Origin of the sequence: Methylobacterium sp. E-046 (genome assembly GCF_022829625.1) — a bacterium.
Classification (GTDB): Bacteria; Pseudomonadota; Alphaproteobacteria; order Rhizobiales; family Beijerinckiaceae; genus Methylobacterium; species Methylobacterium longum.
This window is the reverse complement of sequence record NZ_JAKSYP010000238.1, coordinates 144,610-162,091: the sequence shown is the minus strand read 5'-3', so window position 1 is coordinate 162,091 and position 17,482 is coordinate 144,610. Positions and strand designations below refer to the sequence as shown.

Below are 17,482 nucleotides of genomic sequence, written 5' to 3'. Positions count from 1 at the left end.
CCGCCGACCCAGGCGCGCCGGGATACGATGGCCGAGAACAACGAGTTCCTTCGCGAGGTCGACGAGGATTACCGGCGCGACCGGATCCTCCAGATCTGGAAGCGCTACAGCGGCGTGATCATCGCGCTGGCCGTGCTGCTGGTGGCGGGCGTCGCGGGCTGGCGCTACTGGCAGAACCAGCAGCGCGTGGCGGCCGAGACGGCCTCGGTGCAGTTCGACGACGCCAACCGCCTCGCCAAGGACGGCAAGGCCGCGGAGGCCGACAAGGCCTTCGACGCCCTCGAGGCGCAGGGCCCGGCGGGCTACCGCCTGCTGGCCCGGTTCCGCGCGGCGGCCGAGGCCGGCAAGCGCGACGCGGCGGCCGGTGCCAAGGACTTCGACACGCTCGCCGACGATTCCGGCCTGGGCGACGGCCTGCGCGACCTCGCACGGCTGCGCGCCGCGCTGCTGCGCCTCGACGGCCCCAACCCCGATCCGGCCCTCGCCAACCTCCAGGGCCTGGCCGCCGGAACGCCGTTCCGCCACACCGCCCGCGAGATGCTGGGCCTCGCCGCCCTGAAGAAGGGCGACTTCGAGGATGCCGGCCGCTGGTTCGATCAGATCGTGGCCGATCCCGAAACCCCGCGGAACCTGCGCGAGCGCATCGAGGTCTACGCCGCGATCGTCGCGGGCGGCCCCGTCACGGTGACCGAGGCCAAGACCGAGGCCGCGGCCCCGCCCCCACCGATCACGCGTTGATCCCCGCACGAACCGCTTAGAGAACGACCATGGACATGCCGACCGTCGCGATCGTCGGACGGCCGAACGTCGGCAAGTCGACCCTGTTCAACCGCCTCGTGGGCAAGAAGCTCGCGCTGGTCGACGACCGCCCGGGCGTCACCCGCGACCGGCGCGAGGGCGACGTGACCTTCGGCGGCCTCCAGTTCCGGGTGATCGACACCGCCGGGCTCGAAGAGGCGGACGCCCAGACCCTCACGGGCCGGATGCGGATGCAGACCGAGGCCGCGATCCTCGCCGCCGACGTGGTGCTGTTCGTGATCGACGCCCGCGCCGGCGTGCTGCCGGCCGACCAGCCCTTCGCCGAGCTGGTGCGCCGCGCCGGCAGCCCGGTGATCCTGATCGCCAACAAGGCCGAGGGCGGCGCCGGCCTCGCCGGAGCCTACGAGGCCTTCACCCTCGGGCTCGGCGACCCGATCCCGTTCTCCGCCGAACACGGCGAGGGCCTGGGCGAGCTGCACGAGGCGCTCAAGGGCGCGCTGCCCCCGCGCGAGGACGACGACGAGGAGGAGGACGCGGACGCCCCCGGCGGTCGCGCCCTGAAGGTCGCCATCGTGGGCCGCCCGAATGCCGGCAAGTCGACGCTGATCAACCGGATGCTCGGCGAGGACCGGCTGCTCGTCGGCCCCGAGGCCGGCATCACCCGCGATTCCATCTCCCTCGACTGGAAGTGGCGCGGGCGCCGCATCAAGCTGCACGACACCGCCGGCATGCGCCGCCGCGCCCGGATCGACGACAAGCTGGAGAAGCTCGCGGTCTCCGACGGGTTGCGCGCTGTGCGCTTCGCCGAGGTGGTGGTGGTGCTCCTCGACGCCACGATCCCGTTCGAGAAGCAGGATCTCACCATCGTCGACCTCGTCGAGAGCGAGGGCCGCGCCCTGGTGATCGGCCTCAACAAGTGGGATCTGGTGGCCGACCAGCCCGGCCTGCTCAAGCAGCTGCGCGAGGATTGCACCCGGCTGCTGCCGCAGGTGCGCGGCGTCGCCGTGGTGCCGCTCTCGGGGCTGGCCGGCGACGGCGTCGACAAGCTGATGCAGGCGGTGGTGCAGGCCGCCGAGGTCTGGGATACCCGGATCTCGACCTCGCGCATCAACGACTGGCTGAGCGAGGCGACCTCCCGCAACCCGCCTCCGGCGGTATCGGGCCGGCGGATCAAGATCCGCTACGCCACGCAGGTGAAGAGCCGCCCGCCGCACTTCGCGCTGTTCGGCAACCAGCTCAACGCCCTGCCGAAATCCTACACCCGCTACCTCGTGAACGGCCTGCGCGAGGCGTTCGAGCTGCCGGGCACGCCGATCCGGCTGTCGCTCCGGACCTCGCAGAACCCGTTCGACAAGGGCTGAGCGGCCTCCGCCCGACGGTGGCAGCGTCCAGCCGGCCCGAGCGAGGCCGGGCGGGACCTGCCCTACCGCGCCGCCGCGGCGATCCAGTCCACCGCCGCCGCCAGCGCGGCGCGCTCGTCTCGGCCGTCGGCAAGCGCCGCCTCGTACGCGCCGATTTGCCCGTCCGCGCTCGTGCCCTCGGCGACGATCCTCCGGGCACGGCCCACCTCGGCGGCGCAGCCGAGGGCGTCCGCGTCCTCCGCCACCAGGGCGAGCACCGCCTCCAGCACCTCGGGGAACGGCACCGCCGCGCCCCGCGCCTCGTCGATCAGCGTCGCCTGCACGCCGCTGTGCTGGGTCCGCCACAGGTTCTCCGAGGCCAGCGCCCGCGAGACGCCGTCGAGGCCGGCATGGAGGTCCGGCCGGCGCACGCACAGGCGCACGAGGCAGCGGAACAGGGCGGCGATGCACAGGGAATCGTCGAGCCGCGTGCAGGCATCGGCGATGCGCAGCTCCAGCGTCGGGAACTTGATCGACGGCCGCAGCGACCACCACAGGAAGCTCGCATCCGCGATCGCGCCCGAGCGGGTCATGATGTCGACGAACCGCGCGTGGGCGGCGGCGTCGGCGAAGATCTCCGGCAGGCCGGTGCGGGGCAGTTCACCGAAGACGCTGAGCCGGTAGGCCCTCAGGCCGGTCGCCTCGCCCTGCCAGAACGGCGAGGAGGCCGAGAGGGCGAGCAGCAGCGGCTGGAACGGCAGCAACCGGTTCATCAGGTCGACGCGGGCCTCCGGGTCCGGCACCTCGACGTGGACGTGCATCCCGCAGATCAGCGCCCGCCGGGCCGCGATGCCGACATCCGACAGGATGCCCTGGTAGCGCGCGCCGTCGGTGGCGGTCTGGCGGGCCCAGCGCGCCAGGGGATGGGTGCCGCAGGCCAGCAGGCTCAGGCCGTGGTCGGCGGCGATCCCGGCGAGCCGCGCCCGCTGGCCGCCGAGATTCGACCGGGCAGCCTGGGCGTCGGTGAGCGGCGGCGTGCAGACCTCGACCTGCGCGGCGACCAGCTCGCGCCCGGTCTCGGGCAGCTCCGCCTCCACGCGGGCATGGAAGGCGGCGAGGTCGCCGCGCGGCGTGCCGCGGGTCTCGGCATCGGCGAGGAAATACTCCTCCTCGATGCCGAAACGGTAGCTGTGGGCGCTCATCCTGCTCTCCGGGCACTGACCGCTACGACATAGGGACCGCGCATGGGGTTTCGACGGGTCGCGGCCGCTTCCTCTCGCATCGGTCCGAAACCGGGATCGCCCCGGACGATCCCGCATCCGGCCCGGGATTCCGTCACGGACCCTGAAACTTCCCGGCCCGCCATCCCCGTAGAGGCCTGCGACGCCCATTCGGGTGCTCTGTACGGGAGCCAACATGTCCAGAACGCTTCGTCGTCTCGCCTTCGGCCTCGGTCTCGCCGCCGCGGTTGCGACCCCCGCCCTCGCCAAGAACCCGATGGTGGGCGGCGCGCCGATGTACGCCAGCAAGACCATCGTCGAGAACGCGGTCAACTCGAAGGATCACACCACCCTGGTGGCCGCCGTGAAGGCCGCCGGCCTCGTGGACACCCTGTCGGGACCCGGTCCCTTCACGGTGTTCGCGCCGACGAACGCCGCCTTCGCCAAGCTGCCGCCGGGCACGGTCGAGACGCTGGTCCAGCCGCAGAACAAGGCGCAGCTCACCAGCATCCTGACCTATCACGTGGTGCCGGGTGTCTACACGGCCAAGGATCTGATGGCGGCGGCCCGCCAGGGCGGCGGCCAGGCCGAGCTGAAGACCGTTCAGGGCGAGCCGCTCACGGTCACGACCCGGGGCAAGAAGGTCATGGTCACCGACGCCAAAGGTAACACCGCGCTGGTGACGACCGCCAACGTCATGCAGTCGAACGGCGTGATCCACGTGATCAACGGCGTGCTGCTGCCCTGACGCGATCCGGGGCGGCCCGTCCTCCGCCCCGTGAGGTCCCCGCCCCCTCCGGCCAAGCCGGAGGGGGCATCGGCGGTTCGGCACCGCCGCTCAATCGCAGGTTTAATCGCGGATCAGGCGGCCCGAATAGATGGCCGGGCCGGTCGGCTTTCCGTCCGGCGCCCCGCCTTTCGGCTCGACCGTGACCGCGAAGGTCGCGGTCCCGGTGCGGGTGCGCAGGGCTGCCGGGATCGGCAGACGCGCCGTTTCGCCCGGGACGAGGCCGAGGGATTGCGGGGCCGCCCCCGCGTCGATGTACCAGAGCTCGAGGCTCCGCTCGGGCGGCGTCTCGGCCGCGAGGCTGCGCACCTGCACGACGCCCGCCCGCAGATCGACGCGCACGATGAGGGCCGGGAGCGTCCCACCCCGGTCGACGACGGCCAGATAGTGGGGCGGCTCCCGGAGCGCCGCGGTGCCCCCGGCGGCGATCCAGAGCGCGAGGCCCGCCGCGAGGGCCGCCGCGGTCGCCGCGGTCATCCGCCAGCGCCGGACCCTGCGCTCCAGGCGGACGATCCGGTCGCCGGCGGCGACGGGATGGGCGGGGACGGCATCGGCGTCGACGGCCGCTCCGGCGGCCGGACGGATCCTGGCCGCGATGGCTGTCCAGAGCGCGGGATCGGGCGCGACGGCCGGTATCGTGGCGGCGAGGGGTGCCAGCCGCGCCTCCCAGGCCGCGACCGCGCTGCGCAGATCCGCCCGCGCCTCCAGCGCCTCCGCGAAGGCGGCGCGTTCGTCCGGCGACAGAGTGCCGAGGACATACTCGCCCGCCGCGAGGTCGGGATCGTCCTGCCAGTCGGGCGGGATGCCGGATCCGCTCATGGGGTCTCCAGGCAGGTGCGCAGGCTGAGCAGACCCCGGCGGAGCCAGGTCTTGATCGTGTTCACGGGCCGATCGAAACGCGTGGCGAGTTCCTCGCGGGACCAGCCCTCGCAATAGGCGAGGACGAGGCAATCGCGCTGGGGCATGGCGACCTGATCGAGGCACTGGGCCAGGGCATCGCGCCGGGCGAGATCGGCCTCCCCGTCGCTCGTGTCGGCCAAGCGCTCGAACCAGCCGTCCTCGGCCTGCGTCAGGCGGGCGGACCTGTCCTGTCGCAGGCGGTCGATCGCCCGGTGGCGAGCGATCGCGATGAGCCAGGGAAGGGGTGCGCCGGCCAGGGGATCATAGCTGCCGGACCGCTGCCAGATGCGCACGAACACCTCCTGCAGCGTGTCCTCGGCGGCGGCTCGGTCCTTCAGGATACGGAGGATGATCCCGAGAAGTTTCGGGGCGGTCGCATCGTAGAGAGCCTGGAGTGCGGCGCGCTCCCCCCGGGCGACACCCTCGATCAGCCGTGCGAGATCCGCTTCGCGTTGCGCGCTCCCCAAGGCCTCGTCCCCCCAGACGGCGCCGTTCTGCCGATGCGCCGGCCGCCCAAGCCAGACCATAGCCTGATTTCGTCCTGAACCGGGAGGGGGGGGCGGACCGTTCTCGCCGACCGGCCGCTCAGGCCCCCCGCAGCGGCCCGCCCACCAGCCACGCGGGATCGAACCAGCGGTCGGCCTCGCCGTCGTAGGGCAGGCGCGTGATATCCCAGTTCTGGATGTACTTGGCGTAGACGTTCCACACCGCGATGCCGCCGCCCACGAAGATCCGCCGGCCCGGATAGCGCTTGAGCACCTGCTCAGGATCCTCGTGGCTGCGGATCACGTCGATGGTGCGGTCCCTGAAGGCGAAGTCGGGTACCGAGGCCACGGTCTTCGGCCCGGCGATCAGCACGTGGCCCATGGTCAGCGCGAAGAAGCGCGTCACGTCCTCCACGAAGAGGGGATCGGTGTTGCCCTCCCAGGGCAGGTGGCCGTTCAGGCCGAGCTGGCCCCGCAGGCCGATCGCACAGATGCAGCGGACGTCGATCATCGTGAACCCTAAACCCTGCGGGCTGCGCCCGCGACCCGCCGGGGCCGCAGACCCCCTTCACTCGGGCGCGCGGAAACTCAGCACCCGGTCGGTGGGGAAATCATAGAGCTTGCCGGTCTCCGTCCAGGCCGGGGCGGACAGCCGCACGAAATGGGGTGCGAGATCCTCCGGCGTCCGGAGCGTCTCGGGATCCTCGCCCGGCATGGCCGAGCGGCGCATGCCGGTGCGCAGCGGGCCCGGGTTGAGCAGCATGGCCTTGATCGCCGTGCTCTCGTTCTCGGCCGCGTAGGTGCGCACCAGCGCTTCCAGAGCGGCCTTCGAGACCGAGTACGGTCCCCAGTAGGGCCGGCACTTCGAGGCCGCCCCCGACGAGACGAAGATTGCCCGCCCGGCATCCGACATGCGCAGCAGCGGGTCGAGGGACCGGATCAGGCGCCAGTTGGCGGTGACGTTCACGTCCATCACCTGCCCCCAGATCTTCGGGGTGATGTGGCCGATCGGCATGAGCGCGCCGAGGATGCCGGCATTGGCGATCAGGATGTCGAGCCGCTTCCAGCGCGCGTTGATCGCCGCGCCGAGGCGGTCGATCGCGTCGTAATCGGCGAGGTCGAAGGGCACGAGGGTGGCGCTGGAGCCGGCCGCCCGCACGGCATCGTCCAGCTCCTCCAGGGCGCCGACCGTGCGCGCCACCGCGATCACGTGCGCCCCCGCTTCGGCAAGCGCCAGGGCGGCGGCGCGCCCGATGCCGCGGGACGCGCCGGTGACCACCGCGACGCGGCCTTCCAGGGGTTTCTGAGTCTCAGCCATGGCGTGGATCTAGCGCAGTTCCGCCTGCGGGGGATGGCCGACCGCGGACGGAATCCGCAGATCCGTCAATCCGCCTCGGCCAGCATGGCGAAGCGCTTCGGGCCGGCGATGGACAGGTCGGTCAGGCCCGTGGGGTAGTCGCCCGTGAAGCAATGGTCGGTGTATTGCGGGCAGGCCGTGTCCCGCGCCTCCTCGCCCATCGCCCGGTAGAGGCCGGGGATCGACAGGAAGGCGAGCGAATCGGCGCCGATATACTTGCGCATGCCCTCGAGATCGTGGGTCGCGGCGAGGAGCTTTTCCCGCTCAGGCGTGTCGATCCCGTAGAAGTCCGGGTAGGTGATCGGTGGCGAGGCGATCCGGAAATGGACCTCCGTGGCGCCGGCCTCGCGCATCATCCGGACGATCTTCACCGAGGTCGTGCCGCGCACGAGGCTGTCGTCCACGAGGACGATGCTCTTGCCCTCGATGGCCGCCCGGTTGGCCGAGTGCTTCATCCGCACGCCGAGTTCGCGCACCGACTGGGTCGGCTGGATGAAGGTCCGGCCGACATAATGGTTGCGGATGATCCCCATCTCGAACGGGATCCCAGTCTCCTGCGAGAAGCCCAGGGCCGCCGGCACGCCGGAATCCGGCACCGGCACGACGATGTCGGCGGGCACCGGCGCCTCGCGGGCCAGTTCCCGGCCGATCGACTTGCGCACCGCGTAGACGCTCTTGCCGTTCACCACCGAATCCGGCCGGGCGAAGTAGATGTATTCGAAGATGCAGGGCCGCATCGGCACCGCGTCGGCGAAGCGGATCGACTCGACCCCTTCCTCGGAGATCACCACGATCTCGCCGTTCTCGATGTCGCGCACGAAGCGGGCGCCGATGATGTCGAGCGCGCAGGTCTCCGACGCCAGCATGTAGCGGCCGTCGAGTTCGCCCAGCACCAGCGGGCGGATGCCGAGCGGGTCGCGGGCGCCGATCAGCTTCTTGTTGGTGAGCGCCACGATCGCGTAGGCGCCCTGGATCGCCTGCAGGGCGTCGATGAAGCGCTCGATGATCCGCGGCTTCCGGGAGCGGGCCGCGAGGTGGAGGATCACCTCGGTGTCGGAGGTCGATTGCGTGATCGCGCCGTCGCGCACGAGGTCGCGGCGGATCGACAGGGCGTTGGTGAGATTGCCGTTGTGGGCGACCGCGAGGCCGCCGCTCGCGAGCTCGGCGAAGAGCGGCTGCACGTTGCGCAGGATCGTCCCGCCGGTGGTCGAGTAGCGCACGTGCCCGATGGCGGTGCGGCCCTTGAGGCGGGCGATGGTCTCCCCGTCCGAGAAGGAATCGCCCACGAGACCGGGGCGCCGCTCGGAATGGAAGACGGAGCCGTCGAAGGAGACGATGCCGGCCGCTTCCTGGCCCCGGTGCTGGAGCGCGTGCAGCCCGAGGGCCACGATGGCGGCGGCCTCCGGATGCCCGAAGATGCCGAAGACGCCGCATTCCTCGCGGAGCGTGTCGCCGTCGAGATCGAAATCGGCGCTGGGATTGGCGGCGTGTGACATGAGGCGGTCGATCACTCACAGGTCCCGGCGGCGACGGGCCGGCGCGCCGGTCGTCGCGGATACAATCCGTTCGTCACCGGAACCGCTATCTAGGCGCTTCGCGTGCGTCGACCTACGGCGAATACCGCAGATCAGCGTCGCGTCGGGGTCGGCGCGGTCTCGGTCCGGCGCTGGGGCGCCGCGTCGGTCTCGGCAGGGGCGTCGGCGGCCTCGTTGGGCGGCGTGGCGACCTTCGGCTTCTTGAACTGCTTCAGGAAGCCCTCGGGATTCTCGGGGAGCTGCGCCACCAGGGCATCGCCGGACTTCTCCAGCATCGGGCGCGTGCGGGCCTGGGCAGCCCAGTCCGGCACCTTGCCCTGCACCAGCCACGACAGGAACACCCAGCCGATCACGCAGATCAGGAAGCCGCGGGCCGCCCCGAACAGGAACCCGAGGGAGCGGTCCACCGCGCCGATGCGCGAATCGAGGACGACGTCGGAGATCTTCACCGTGATGATCGACACGATGATCAGCGTGCCGAGGAAGATCGCCGCGATGGAGGCGACCAGCGCGACGGTGTCGCTGTTCACGTGCTGCTTCACGGTGGGAAGGAGCATCGGGTAGAGCGTCCACGCCACCGCGGCGGCCGCCACCCAGGCGACGATCGCCAGCACCTCGCGGGTGACGCCACGCACGGCCGCGAGCAGCGCGGAGACCGCGACGATGCCGAGCACGACGAGATCCAGGACGGTAAACGGCATCGTTGAGCTTTTGGTACCCGAGGGGATGGCGCGTCGGCCGTGCGGCTCCCCCGGACCGCGGTGGATTTATACCAAGCCGAACCTCGGCCGTCACCCTGCGACCCGCGCCTCATCCTGCGCCTGTGCCGTCGATGCATCAGCCCGCCGGCGGCGCAGCCCCCGCCCGGCGTGCAGACCAGCCCGCGCGCGGCCCGGCTCCACCCGGACGGCGTCCCGATGATATGGGTCCGGCTTGTGCTTCCGGGCCCCCGGTGGCGAGCGGAGAGAGGCGGTCTGCGTGGCTGAGGCCGGACCCATGACGGAGATCGGTGCCCATGGGGCCCGGCTGACGATCGACCTGGGGGCCATCGCCGCCAACTGGCGGATCCTGGCCGAACGGGGCGGCACCGCCTGCGCCGCCGTGGTGAAGGCCGACGCCTACGGGTGCGGCATCGGGCGGGTCGGGCCCGCCCTGTGGGCGGCCGGCTGCCGGACTTTCTTCGTCGCTCACCTGTCCGAGGGGATCGCGGCCCGGGCCTTCCTGCCGGAGGCCGCCATCTACGTGCTGAACGGCTTGGCCCCCGGTGCCGCCGCGGCCTTCGCGGCGCACGGGCTGCGCCCGGTCCTCGGCAGCGCGGAGGAGCTGTCGGACTGGGCGGCGGTCTCGGCCGGCCGCCTGCCCGCGGCGCTCCACGTCGACACCGGCATGAACCGGCTGGGCCTGTCGGTCCCGGAGGCGCTGGACCTCGCGGCCGACCCGCGGATCGCGGCGTCGGGCATCGACCTGATCCTCAGCCACTTCGTCAGCGCCGAGGAGCCCGCGGATCCGGTCAACGCCCGGCAGATCGCCGATTTCGCCCGCGTCCGCGCGGCCTACCCGACCCTGCGGGCCTCCCTGGCGAACTCGTCGGGCGTCTTCCTCGACGGCGCCCGGCACGACCTCCTGCGGCCGGGCTACGCCCTGTTCGGCGGCAACCCGACGCCGGGCGCCGCGAACCCGATGCGGCCGGTGGTGCGGCTGGAGGCGATGATCGCCCAGGTGCGCGCCGTCGCGGCCGGCGCCACCGCCGGCTACAACGGCCGCTGGACCGCCCCCGCCCCGGCCCGCCTCGCGACCCTGTCGCTGGGCTACGCCGACGGCTTCCCCCGGGCGATCAGCGGGCGCGGACAGGCGCTGGTCGGCGGGGTCCCGTGCCCGATCCTCGGCCTCGTCTCCATGGACCTGATCATCCTCGACGTCACCGCGGCCCCCGCGGCGCGGCGGGGCGCCGAAGCCGTTCTGATCGGCGACAGCCTCGACCTCGACGCGGTCGGCCGCGCCGCCGGCACGATCGGGTACGAGATCCTCACGGGGCTGGGTTCTCGTTATGTTCGGACTTATGTAGAGTCCCGCTGACGCGTCCGTCACGCGGTTCCCTTGACGGCGCGACGCCCGAACCCGGACCTGACCGCTCCATGGCCAAGATCCACCAGACCTTCGTCTGCCAGTCCTGCGGGGCGGTCTACAACCGCTGGCGCGGGCGCTGCGAGGCCTGCAACGGCTGGAACACGATCGTCGAGGAGGCGCCCTCGGCCCCCGGCCAGTCGGGCCCGGCCGCGACCCGGCCGTCGCGCAACCGCGGCCGCGTGTTCCCGCTGGAGGGCCTGACCGGCGAGGCCAAGGAGGCGCCGCGCATCCCCTCGGGGATCGGCGAGCTCGACCGGGTGACGGGGGGCGGCTTCGTGCGCGGCTCGGTGATCCTGCTCGGCGGCGATCCCGGCATCGGCAAGTCGACGCTGCTGATGCAGGCCTCCGCCGCCATGGCGGGCACGGGCGAGCGGGTCGCCTACATCTCGGGCGAGGAGGCGGTGGGGCAGGTCCGCCTGCGGGCCGAGCGGCTGGGCTTGAGCGCGCTTCCGGTGCAGCTCGCCGCCGAGACCAATGTCGAGGACATCGTCGAGACTCTGAGCCAGGGCCGGCCGCCGGCGCTGGCGATCATCGACTCGATCCAGACCATGTGGACCGAGACGGTGGAATCGGCCCCCGGCACCGTCACGCAGGTGCGCTCCTCGGCCCAGGCGCTGATCCGCTTCGCCAAGACCACCGGCACGGCGGTGATCCTGGTGGGCCACGTCACCAAGGACGGGCAGATCGCCGGCCCCCGGGTGGTGGAGCACATGGTCGACGCGGTCGCCTCCTTCGAGGGCGACCAGGGCCATCATTTCCGCATCCTGCGCGCCGTGAAGAACCGCTTCGGGCCCACCGACGAGATCGGCGTGTTCGAGATGACCGATGCAGGCCTCGCCGAGGTGCCGAACCCCTCGGCGCTGTTCCTGGCGGGGCGCGACCATCAGGCCGCCGGCACGGCGGTCTTCGCCGGCATGGAGGGCACGCGGCCGCTGCTGGTGGAGATCCAGGCGCTGGTGGCGCCCTCGTCGCTCGGCATGCCGCGCCGCGCGGTGGTCGGCTGGGACCCGAACCGGCTGTCGATGGTGCTGGCGGTGCTGGAGGCCCATGGCGGCATCCGGCTCGGCACGCACGACGTGTACTTGAATGTCGCCGGGGGCCTGCGCATCACCGAGCCGGCGGCCGACCTCGCGGTGGCGGCGGCGCTCGTCTCGTCGCTGTCGGGGGCGGTGCTCCCGCCGGAGACCGTGTATTTCGGCGAGATCGGCCTGTCGGGGGCGATCCGGCCCGTGGCGCAGGCCGGGGCCCGGCTGAAGGAGGCCCAGAAGCTCGGCTTCGCCAAGGCGCTGATCCCGCAGGGGCGCGGCGAGGGCGACAAGGCGCTCGCGGTGGAGACGCTGCGCCACATCGCCGACCTCGTGGCGGGGATCAGCGCGGGCGCGCCGCGGAAGGGCTCCGGCCAGCGCGGACGGCAGCCGTCACGCTACGCCGACGAGGAGGTGTGAGCGCTCCGTCGCGGCTGCGCTCGCGCTGACCGAGGGAGCGGTCAGCCCCCCGTCACGCTCATGTGCCGCGGCACGGCGGCCGGGCGCTGGCGCTCGATGACGAAGTCGTGCCCCTTGGGCTTGCGGGTGATCGCCTCGACCACGGCCGCGGCCAGCACGGCATCATCCGGCGAGGCGCGCATGACCCCCCGGAGATCGGCCGAGTCTTCCTGGCCGAGGCACATGTAGAGCTGGCCCGTGCAGGTCAGGCGCACGCGGTTGCAGCTCTCGCAGAAATTGTGGGTGAGCGGCGTGATGAAGCCGAGCTTCCCGCCCGTCTCCTCGACGCGCACGTAGCGCGCCGGCCCACCGGTGCGGTCGGGCAGCGGCGTGAGGGTGTAGCGGCTCTCCAGGCGCTGGCGCGCCACCGACAGGGGCAGGAACTGGTCCGTGCGGTCGGCCTCGATCTCGCCCAGCGGCATGACCTCGATCAGCGTCATGTCCATGCCGAGGCCGTGGGCCCAGGCGATCATGTCGGGGATCTCGTCGGCGTTGAGGTCGCGCAAGGCCACGGCGTTGATCTTGACCTTCATCCCGGCGGCCCGCGCCGCAGCGATGCCGTCGAGCACCACCTTGAGGTCGCCCCGGCGGGTGATGTCCCGGAACTTGTCGGGGTCGAGGGTGTCGAGCGAGACGTTGATCCGGCGCACGCCGAGGCTGGCCAGCTCGTCGGCGTAGCGGGTGAGCTGGGTGCCGTTCGTGGTGAGCGTCAGCTCCTCCAGCGCCCCCGAATCGAGGTGCCGGGACAGGCGGCGGAACAGGTGCATGATGTCGCGGCGCACCAGCGGCTCGCCGCCGGTGATCCGAAGCTTGCGCACGCCGCGGGCGATGAACACGCCGCAGAGCCGGTCCAGCTCCTCCAGGGTCAGCAGGTCGCGCTTGGGCAGGAACTGCATGTGCTCGGACATGCAGTAGGCGCAGCGCAGGTCGCACCGATCCGTCACCGAGATGCGCAGGTACGAGATCGCCCGCTGGAACGGGTCGATCAGCGGCGCCGGCCCGGAGGGCATGCCGGCCGCGAACGATTGCGGCGTCAGGGAGCTGTCATCGCGCATCGTCCGGCATATGATGCCCCGGACGGCCGTGGGCAAGCAGGTGCCGGGCCGCAGCCCCAGATTGCGTGAGGAGTGTGACCCGTGACCGAGGATCTGTGGCCGACCGAGATCCGCCTGTCGGCCGACCGGCGGGTGCTCAACGTCGCCTTCGAGGACGGGGCGCGCTACGCCCTGCCGGCCGAGTACCTGCGGGTGTCGAGCCCCTCCGCCGAGGTGCAGGGCCACTCGCCCCTGGAGCGCAAGGTGATCGGCGGCAAGCGCGCCGTGGCGATCCTGGCGGTGCAGCCGATCGGCAACTACGCGGTCAAGCTCGGCTTCGACGACATGCACGACACCGGCATCTACGGCTGGGGCTACCTGCACGCGCTCGGCCGCGAGTACGAGACCCGGTGGAGCACCTACCTCACCGAACTCGCCGAGCGCGGCCTCGACCGCGACACGGCGCGGCAGGCGTCTGCGAAATCGGGCGGCGGCTGCGGCTCGGGCTCGTGGGGGTGCCATTGACGGCAACGACGCGCCGACGCCGGTGACCCGGTCGGGCGGACCCTTTCCCCGTCGCGGCTCTGGCTGAGGTGGGCGGCATGACGGAGCGTCCCGAGAGGGCCGTCGCACGGGCGCCGGCTCTGCCGTCCGAGGCGCAGGACGATCCGGCCGACACCCGGCGGCTGCGCGACCGTCGAGGCGATCCGGGCGATCGGATGGAAGCGCGGCCCCTGCGGCCGCGCCGCACCGCCGAGGCGGTCGCCGGCGAATCCGACTTCGGGCCGGCGGACACGGCGGCGTCCGCTCCCCGGGGCACCCGACGCGTCCGGAGGCGCATCCGAGGCCGTCCCCGGCTCCCTCCGGTTCAACCCCGAAACGGCCGGCTCACGAGCCTCGGCCGCGTGCGGCGCCCGGCGGTGCGTCCGGTTCCCCACCCGATCGGCCACGCGGCCGACGACGACGCGCTCATCGGCGCCGCCCCCCCGGCGGGGTGCCCGCCCCCATCATCCCCGGCCGGAACGCCGCGACGGCGGCGGGGCCGGTTCTTGCATCGCAACCCCGGTCACCCCGCCGCTCCGGAGCCGCCATGGCCTTCGCCTGCACCATCCCCGCGACCCCCACGATCCAGCAGGACGACGCCGCCGTGCGCATCACCCGCTGGGACTTCCCGCCGGGTGCCGTGACCGGCTGGCACGAGCACGGCTGGCCCTACTTCGTGGTCATGCTGGTGGACGGGATCCTCCGCGTCCACGACGGCGCGGCCGTCAGCGAGACCGCCCTCGCGGCCGGTCAATCCTACATGCGCCCGGCCGGCATCCGGCACGACGTGATGAACGGCTCGGACCATCCGATCGCCTTCGTGGAGATCGAGGTGAAGCGGCCGGACACGCTGGTGACCCTGCCGGGCCCCTGAACGCGGAAGGGCCGGCCTCGCGGCCGGCCCTTCCGTCGAAGCCCGAACTGAAATCAGCGCTGGACGACGACCTTCGTGCCCACCTTGGCGTGGGTGTACAGGTCCATCACATCATCGTTGGTCATGCGGATGCAGCCCGACGACACGGCCGTGCCGATGGTCTCCGGCTCGTTGGAGCCGTGGATCCGGTAGATTGAGCCGCCCAGGTACATGGCGCGGGCGCCGAGCGGGTTCTCGAGGCCGCCCTTCATGTAGCGCGGCAGGTCGGGCCGGCGCTTCAGCATGGTCGACGGCGGGCGCCAATCCGGCCACTCGCGCTTCATCGTGATGGTCTGCACGCCGCCCCAGGTGAAGCCCGGACGGCCGACGCCGACGCCGTAGCGGAGGGCCTGACCGCCGCCCAGCACGTAGTAGAGCCGCCGCTCGGCCGTGGACACGACGATCGTGCCGGCGCCGTACGGGCCGCTATACGCCACGGTCTCCCGCGGGATGGCCGACATCTGCGGCACCGCCGCGTCGGCGCTCAGCGGGTCGGCCGGGTTGAGCGAGGCGTTGGCCACCGGCACCGCGACGGTCTCGACGGCCTGCGGGCGCACCCGCACCGTGAGCGCGTCGTTCAGCGGCTGGCGGGTCAGCGGATCGATCTCGTAGGCCAGGGCCGGCGCGGCGCACGCGGCCGCGCCGAAAAGCCCGATCAGGGCGGGGAAAATACGACGCATCAAAGCCTCTCGGGCAGGCGCGGATTATGGCGGGAACGCGGCGAATACCGGGGCACGATGCCGTGCCGATCCTCGCCAAGGGGTAAACGCTCGCGCCCCAAAGCCAAGCCTGAAACCGCCCCCCTGGGGCGGTTCCGGAAACCCGTGACTCGATGGCAACACTGTGGCAGCTTGGCCGTAACACCCGGGATGATTTCCGTTGATCTCGGAGATCCGGCCCGTCGACTTGGAGGCGCGAGCCGCCCGTCAGGCCTCGTCCGCGGCGAGCCAAATGGCGGGCTCCCGGGGCACCGGACGGAGCGGCGTCGGGACGGCCGGCAGGCCGCGGATCTGGGCGAGTTCGGCGAGTTCCGGCGCCTGGGCGGTGTCGTCGGCGTTCAGGAACAGGCCCCGGGCCCGGGCGGCACGACCGAGATCGGCCCGGCTGGTCCAGACGCTCTGCGCCGGGCTGGTGAGGAGTGCCAGGGCCAGCGGCGCCAACCAGAGGGCGAGCCACGCGTCGCCGACCAGCACCAGGGCCAGGCAGATCAGCCCACCGACCACGACGGCGTCCGCCTGGAGCCGGAAGGCCTCGGACCACGAGACCTGCCGGTCGTCGCGGTCCTGCGTTTCCCAGCGCACCACCCGGCCCAGGAAGGTCGAGACCACGGCGCCGGCGGTGAACAGGGTCAGGACCGGCCACAGGATCACCCACGCGGCCTGCTCCAGGGCGGCGCTGACCAGCAGCGCCCGGGTGCCGCCGAACGCGGCGCGGCGCTCCGGCGAGGCCAGGACGTGGCCGAGGCTGAGGAGCTTCGGCAGCGCCAGGACGGCGACGCTGAGGGCGGCCAGCGCGTGGGCGGCGGCGCCCTGCCCGGTCAGGCCGTAGGCCAGGAGGCCGAGATCCCCGGTCCGTGCGGCCCGCCAGGCGGCGAGGCCGAGGAACGCGATCCAGAGCGGCAGCATCCCGTAGGCGAGGATACCGACCAGGAGATGCCAGCGGCTCGCACCGTGCAGGCCCGCCCAGGGCAGCACCCGCAGGTGCTGGAAGTTGCCCTGACACCAGCGGCGCTCGCGACCGAGCAGATCGACCAGGTTGGTGGGCATCTCCTCCCAGGTGCCGCCCATCTCGGGCAGCAGCCGCACCTCCCACCCGGCGCGGACCATCAGCGCGCCCTCGACGATGTCGTGGCAGAGGATCTCGCCGCCCAGCGGCTCGCGGCCCGGGAGCTTCGGGAGCTGGGCGTTCTCGGCGAAGGCCTCGATGCGCAGGATCGCGTTATGGCCCCAGTAGCTGCCCTCCGGCCCCTGCCAGGTCTCCAGGCAGCGCAGCGCCAGCGGCGCGTAGAGGCGGACGGCGAATTGCTGGATGCGGGCGAACAGGGTGTCGCGGCCGGCCGCGTACGAGACTGTCTGGATCAGGCCGGTGCGCGGGCTCGCCTGCATCAGCCCGACGAGGCGGTTCATGGCCGCGCCGGTCATCAGGCTGTCGGCGTCCAGCACGATCATGAAGGCGTATTCGCCGCCGTGGCTGCGGCAGAACTCGCCGATGTTGCCGGCCTTGCGGCCGACATTCTCGGTCCGGCGCCGGTAGCGGATCCGCGGCAGGGCCGGATCGACCGCCGCCCAGGCCTGGATGCGCGCGTGTTCGTGCTCCTCCACGGCGGCGATCGCCCCGTCCCGGGTGTCCGAGAGGACGAAGATGTCGATGTCCGCGGCGCCGGCCTGGGCCAGCGACCGGGCCATCACCCGGAGGCGGGCGAAAACCGCGACCGCGTCCTCGGCGTGGATCGCCACCACGGCCGCGGTGCGTCCTTGGCCGGTCGACGCCAACGCCGCCTCGGGTCCCGGATCCTCGGCGCGCCGCTCCAGGGCCGATTTCGCCCGGTCGGCCAGCAGGTCGGCCACGAGCCCGTAGACGTACTGGCAGGCGATGAAGGCCTGCCAGCCCATGACGAGGCTGAAGAGGACGAGCACCGCCCAGGCGAGGGGACTGACGCCCGCCGGGTAGGCCAGCGCGGCGAGCCACGCGAGGCCGCCCGCGACGACGAGGCTCGGGATCGCCAGGGCGAGGCGCCGGGCGCGCAGGACGCGGCCGGGTCGCGCGCCGCTCCAGATCTCGCGCAGGGTCGCGGGGTCCGACGGATCAGATCGGGACGGACCCGCGTTCCGGTGCGACCGCTCGGCGGAGGAGGTGACGCGTGACGACATGGCGCGAGGAACTCGACCGTGGAAGGCTGCCGGCCGCCCCGCCGCCTGAGGCCGGGAACCGATGACCGTGGATACCGATATGCGGGGTGAGGACACGCAGCCGACCCGGCCGCATGGGCAGCCGGAAG

General features: G+C 72.4%; 17 protein-coding genes. 7 read left to right on the top strand and 10 right to left on the bottom strand.

Features of this window, described 5'->3' with window-relative positions:
* The first annotated feature begins 27 nt into the window (after positions 1-27).
* Both MKK82_RS25570 and der read left to right on the top strand, forming a co-directional pair.
* On the top strand, positions 28-738 hold the full coding sequence (locus MKK82_RS25570; protein WP_238286918.1) for a tetratricopeptide repeat protein: 711 nt from the start codon (positions 28-30) through the stop codon (positions 736-738).
* 29 nt (positions 739-767) lie between these two features.
* Complete coding sequence (gene der, locus MKK82_RS25565; RefSeq protein ID WP_243987235.1) at positions 768-2,120, top strand: ribosome biogenesis GTPase Der; 1,353 nt, start codon at positions 768-770, stop codon at positions 2,118-2,120.
* Positions 2,121-2,182: 62 nt separating this feature from the next.
* On the opposite strand, the gene MKK82_RS25560 is transcribed toward der, so the two are convergent.
* Entirely contained in the window at positions 2,183-3,301 is a 1,119-nt protein-coding gene (locus MKK82_RS25560; RefSeq protein ID WP_238286920.1) for a carboxylate-amine ligase, read from the bottom strand.
* 214 nt (positions 3,302-3,515) lie between these two features.
* On the opposite strand from MKK82_RS25560, the gene MKK82_RS25555 reads away from it, so the two are divergent.
* Entirely contained in the window at positions 3,516-4,067 is a 552-nt protein-coding gene (locus MKK82_RS25555; protein WP_238286921.1) for a fasciclin domain-containing protein, read from the top strand.
* A gap of 102 nt (positions 4,068-4,169) precedes the next feature.
* On the opposite strand, the gene MKK82_RS25550 is transcribed toward MKK82_RS25555, so the two are convergent.
* The 6 genes from MKK82_RS25550 to MKK82_RS25525 form a co-directional block, all read right to left on the bottom strand.
* Positions 4,170-4,925, bottom strand: coding sequence for an anti-sigma factor domain-containing protein (locus tag MKK82_RS25550; RefSeq protein WP_243987234.1), 756 nt, complete (start codon positions 4,923-4,925; stop codon positions 4,170-4,172).
* Positions 4,922-5,473: a sigma-70 family RNA polymerase sigma factor gene (locus MKK82_RS25545; RefSeq protein ID WP_238286923.1), complete on the bottom strand. Its 552-nt coding sequence runs from the start codon at positions 5,471-5,473 to the stop codon at positions 4,922-4,924. The genes MKK82_RS25550 and MKK82_RS25545 overlap by 4 nt, the downstream gene beginning before the upstream one ends.
* A 118-nt stretch (positions 5,474-5,591) precedes the next feature.
* Positions 5,592-6,002, bottom strand: a complete 411-nt coding sequence (locus MKK82_RS25540) for a dihydrofolate reductase (RefSeq protein ID WP_238286924.1) — start codon at positions 6,000-6,002, stop codon at positions 5,592-5,594.
* 57 nt (positions 6,003-6,059) lie between these two features.
* Entirely contained in the window at positions 6,060-6,809 is a 750-nt protein-coding gene (locus MKK82_RS25535; protein ID WP_238286925.1) for an SDR family NAD(P)-dependent oxidoreductase, read from the bottom strand.
* A 65-nt stretch (positions 6,810-6,874) separates the two neighbouring features.
* The gene (gene purF / locus MKK82_RS25530) at positions 6,875-8,344 is read right to left on the bottom strand and encodes an amidophosphoribosyltransferase (RefSeq protein ID WP_238287147.1); all 1,470 of its coding nucleotides are present in this window, start codon (positions 8,342-8,344) and stop codon (positions 6,875-6,877) included.
* Positions 8,345-8,475: 131 nt separating this feature from the next.
* Complete coding sequence (locus MKK82_RS25525; protein ID WP_238286926.1) at positions 8,476-9,084, bottom strand: CvpA family protein; 609 nt, start codon at positions 9,082-9,084, stop codon at positions 8,476-8,478.
* A 295-nt stretch (positions 9,085-9,379) separates the two neighbouring features.
* Here MKK82_RS25525 and alr point away from each other — a divergent pair, with 295 nt between their 5' ends.
* Positions 9,380-10,459, top strand: a complete 1,080-nt coding sequence (gene alr, locus MKK82_RS25520; protein ID WP_238286927.1) for an alanine racemase — start codon at positions 9,380-9,382, stop codon at positions 10,457-10,459.
* Positions 10,460-10,518: 59 nt separating this feature from the next.
* Positions 10,519-11,955 (top strand): DNA repair protein RadA, encoded by a 1,437-nt coding sequence (gene radA, locus MKK82_RS25515; RefSeq protein ID WP_238286928.1) that lies wholly within the window; start codon positions 10,519-10,521, stop codon positions 11,953-11,955.
* 41 nt (positions 11,956-11,996) lie between these two features.
* Here the strand turns inward: radA and moaA are convergent, their stop codons facing one another.
* Positions 11,997-13,049 (bottom strand): GTP 3',8-cyclase MoaA, encoded by a 1,053-nt coding sequence (moaA, locus tag MKK82_RS25510; RefSeq protein ID WP_238286929.1) that lies wholly within the window; start codon positions 13,047-13,049, stop codon positions 11,997-11,999.
* Positions 13,050-13,130: 81 nt separating this feature from the next.
* Here moaA and MKK82_RS25505 point away from each other — a divergent pair, with 81 nt between their 5' ends.
* Both MKK82_RS25505 and MKK82_RS25500 read left to right on the top strand, forming a co-directional pair.
* Positions 13,131-13,553 carry a gamma-butyrobetaine hydroxylase-like domain-containing protein gene (locus MKK82_RS25505; protein WP_243987233.1) on the top strand — a complete coding sequence of 141 codons (423 nt, stop codon included), beginning with the start codon at positions 13,131-13,133 and terminating at the stop codon, positions 13,551-13,553.
* A gap of 565 nt (positions 13,554-14,118) precedes the next feature.
* On the top strand, positions 14,119-14,445 hold the full coding sequence (locus MKK82_RS25500) for a cupin domain-containing protein (RefSeq protein ID WP_238286933.1): 327 nt from the start codon (positions 14,119-14,121) through the stop codon (positions 14,443-14,445).
* A gap of 53 nt (positions 14,446-14,498) precedes the next feature.
* Here the strand turns inward: MKK82_RS25500 and MKK82_RS25495 are convergent, their stop codons facing one another.
* Positions 14,499-15,164 carry a L,D-transpeptidase gene (locus MKK82_RS25495; RefSeq protein ID WP_238286935.1) on the bottom strand — a complete coding sequence of 222 codons (666 nt, stop codon included), beginning with the start codon at positions 15,162-15,164 and terminating at the stop codon, positions 14,499-14,501.
* A gap of 246 nt (positions 15,165-15,410) precedes the next feature.
* The gene (mdoH, locus tag MKK82_RS25490) at positions 15,411-17,354 is read right to left on the bottom strand and encodes a glucans biosynthesis glucosyltransferase MdoH (RefSeq protein WP_243987232.1); all 1,944 of its coding nucleotides are present in this window, start codon (positions 17,352-17,354) and stop codon (positions 15,411-15,413) included.
* Positions 17,355-17,482: the final 128 nt, after the last annotated feature.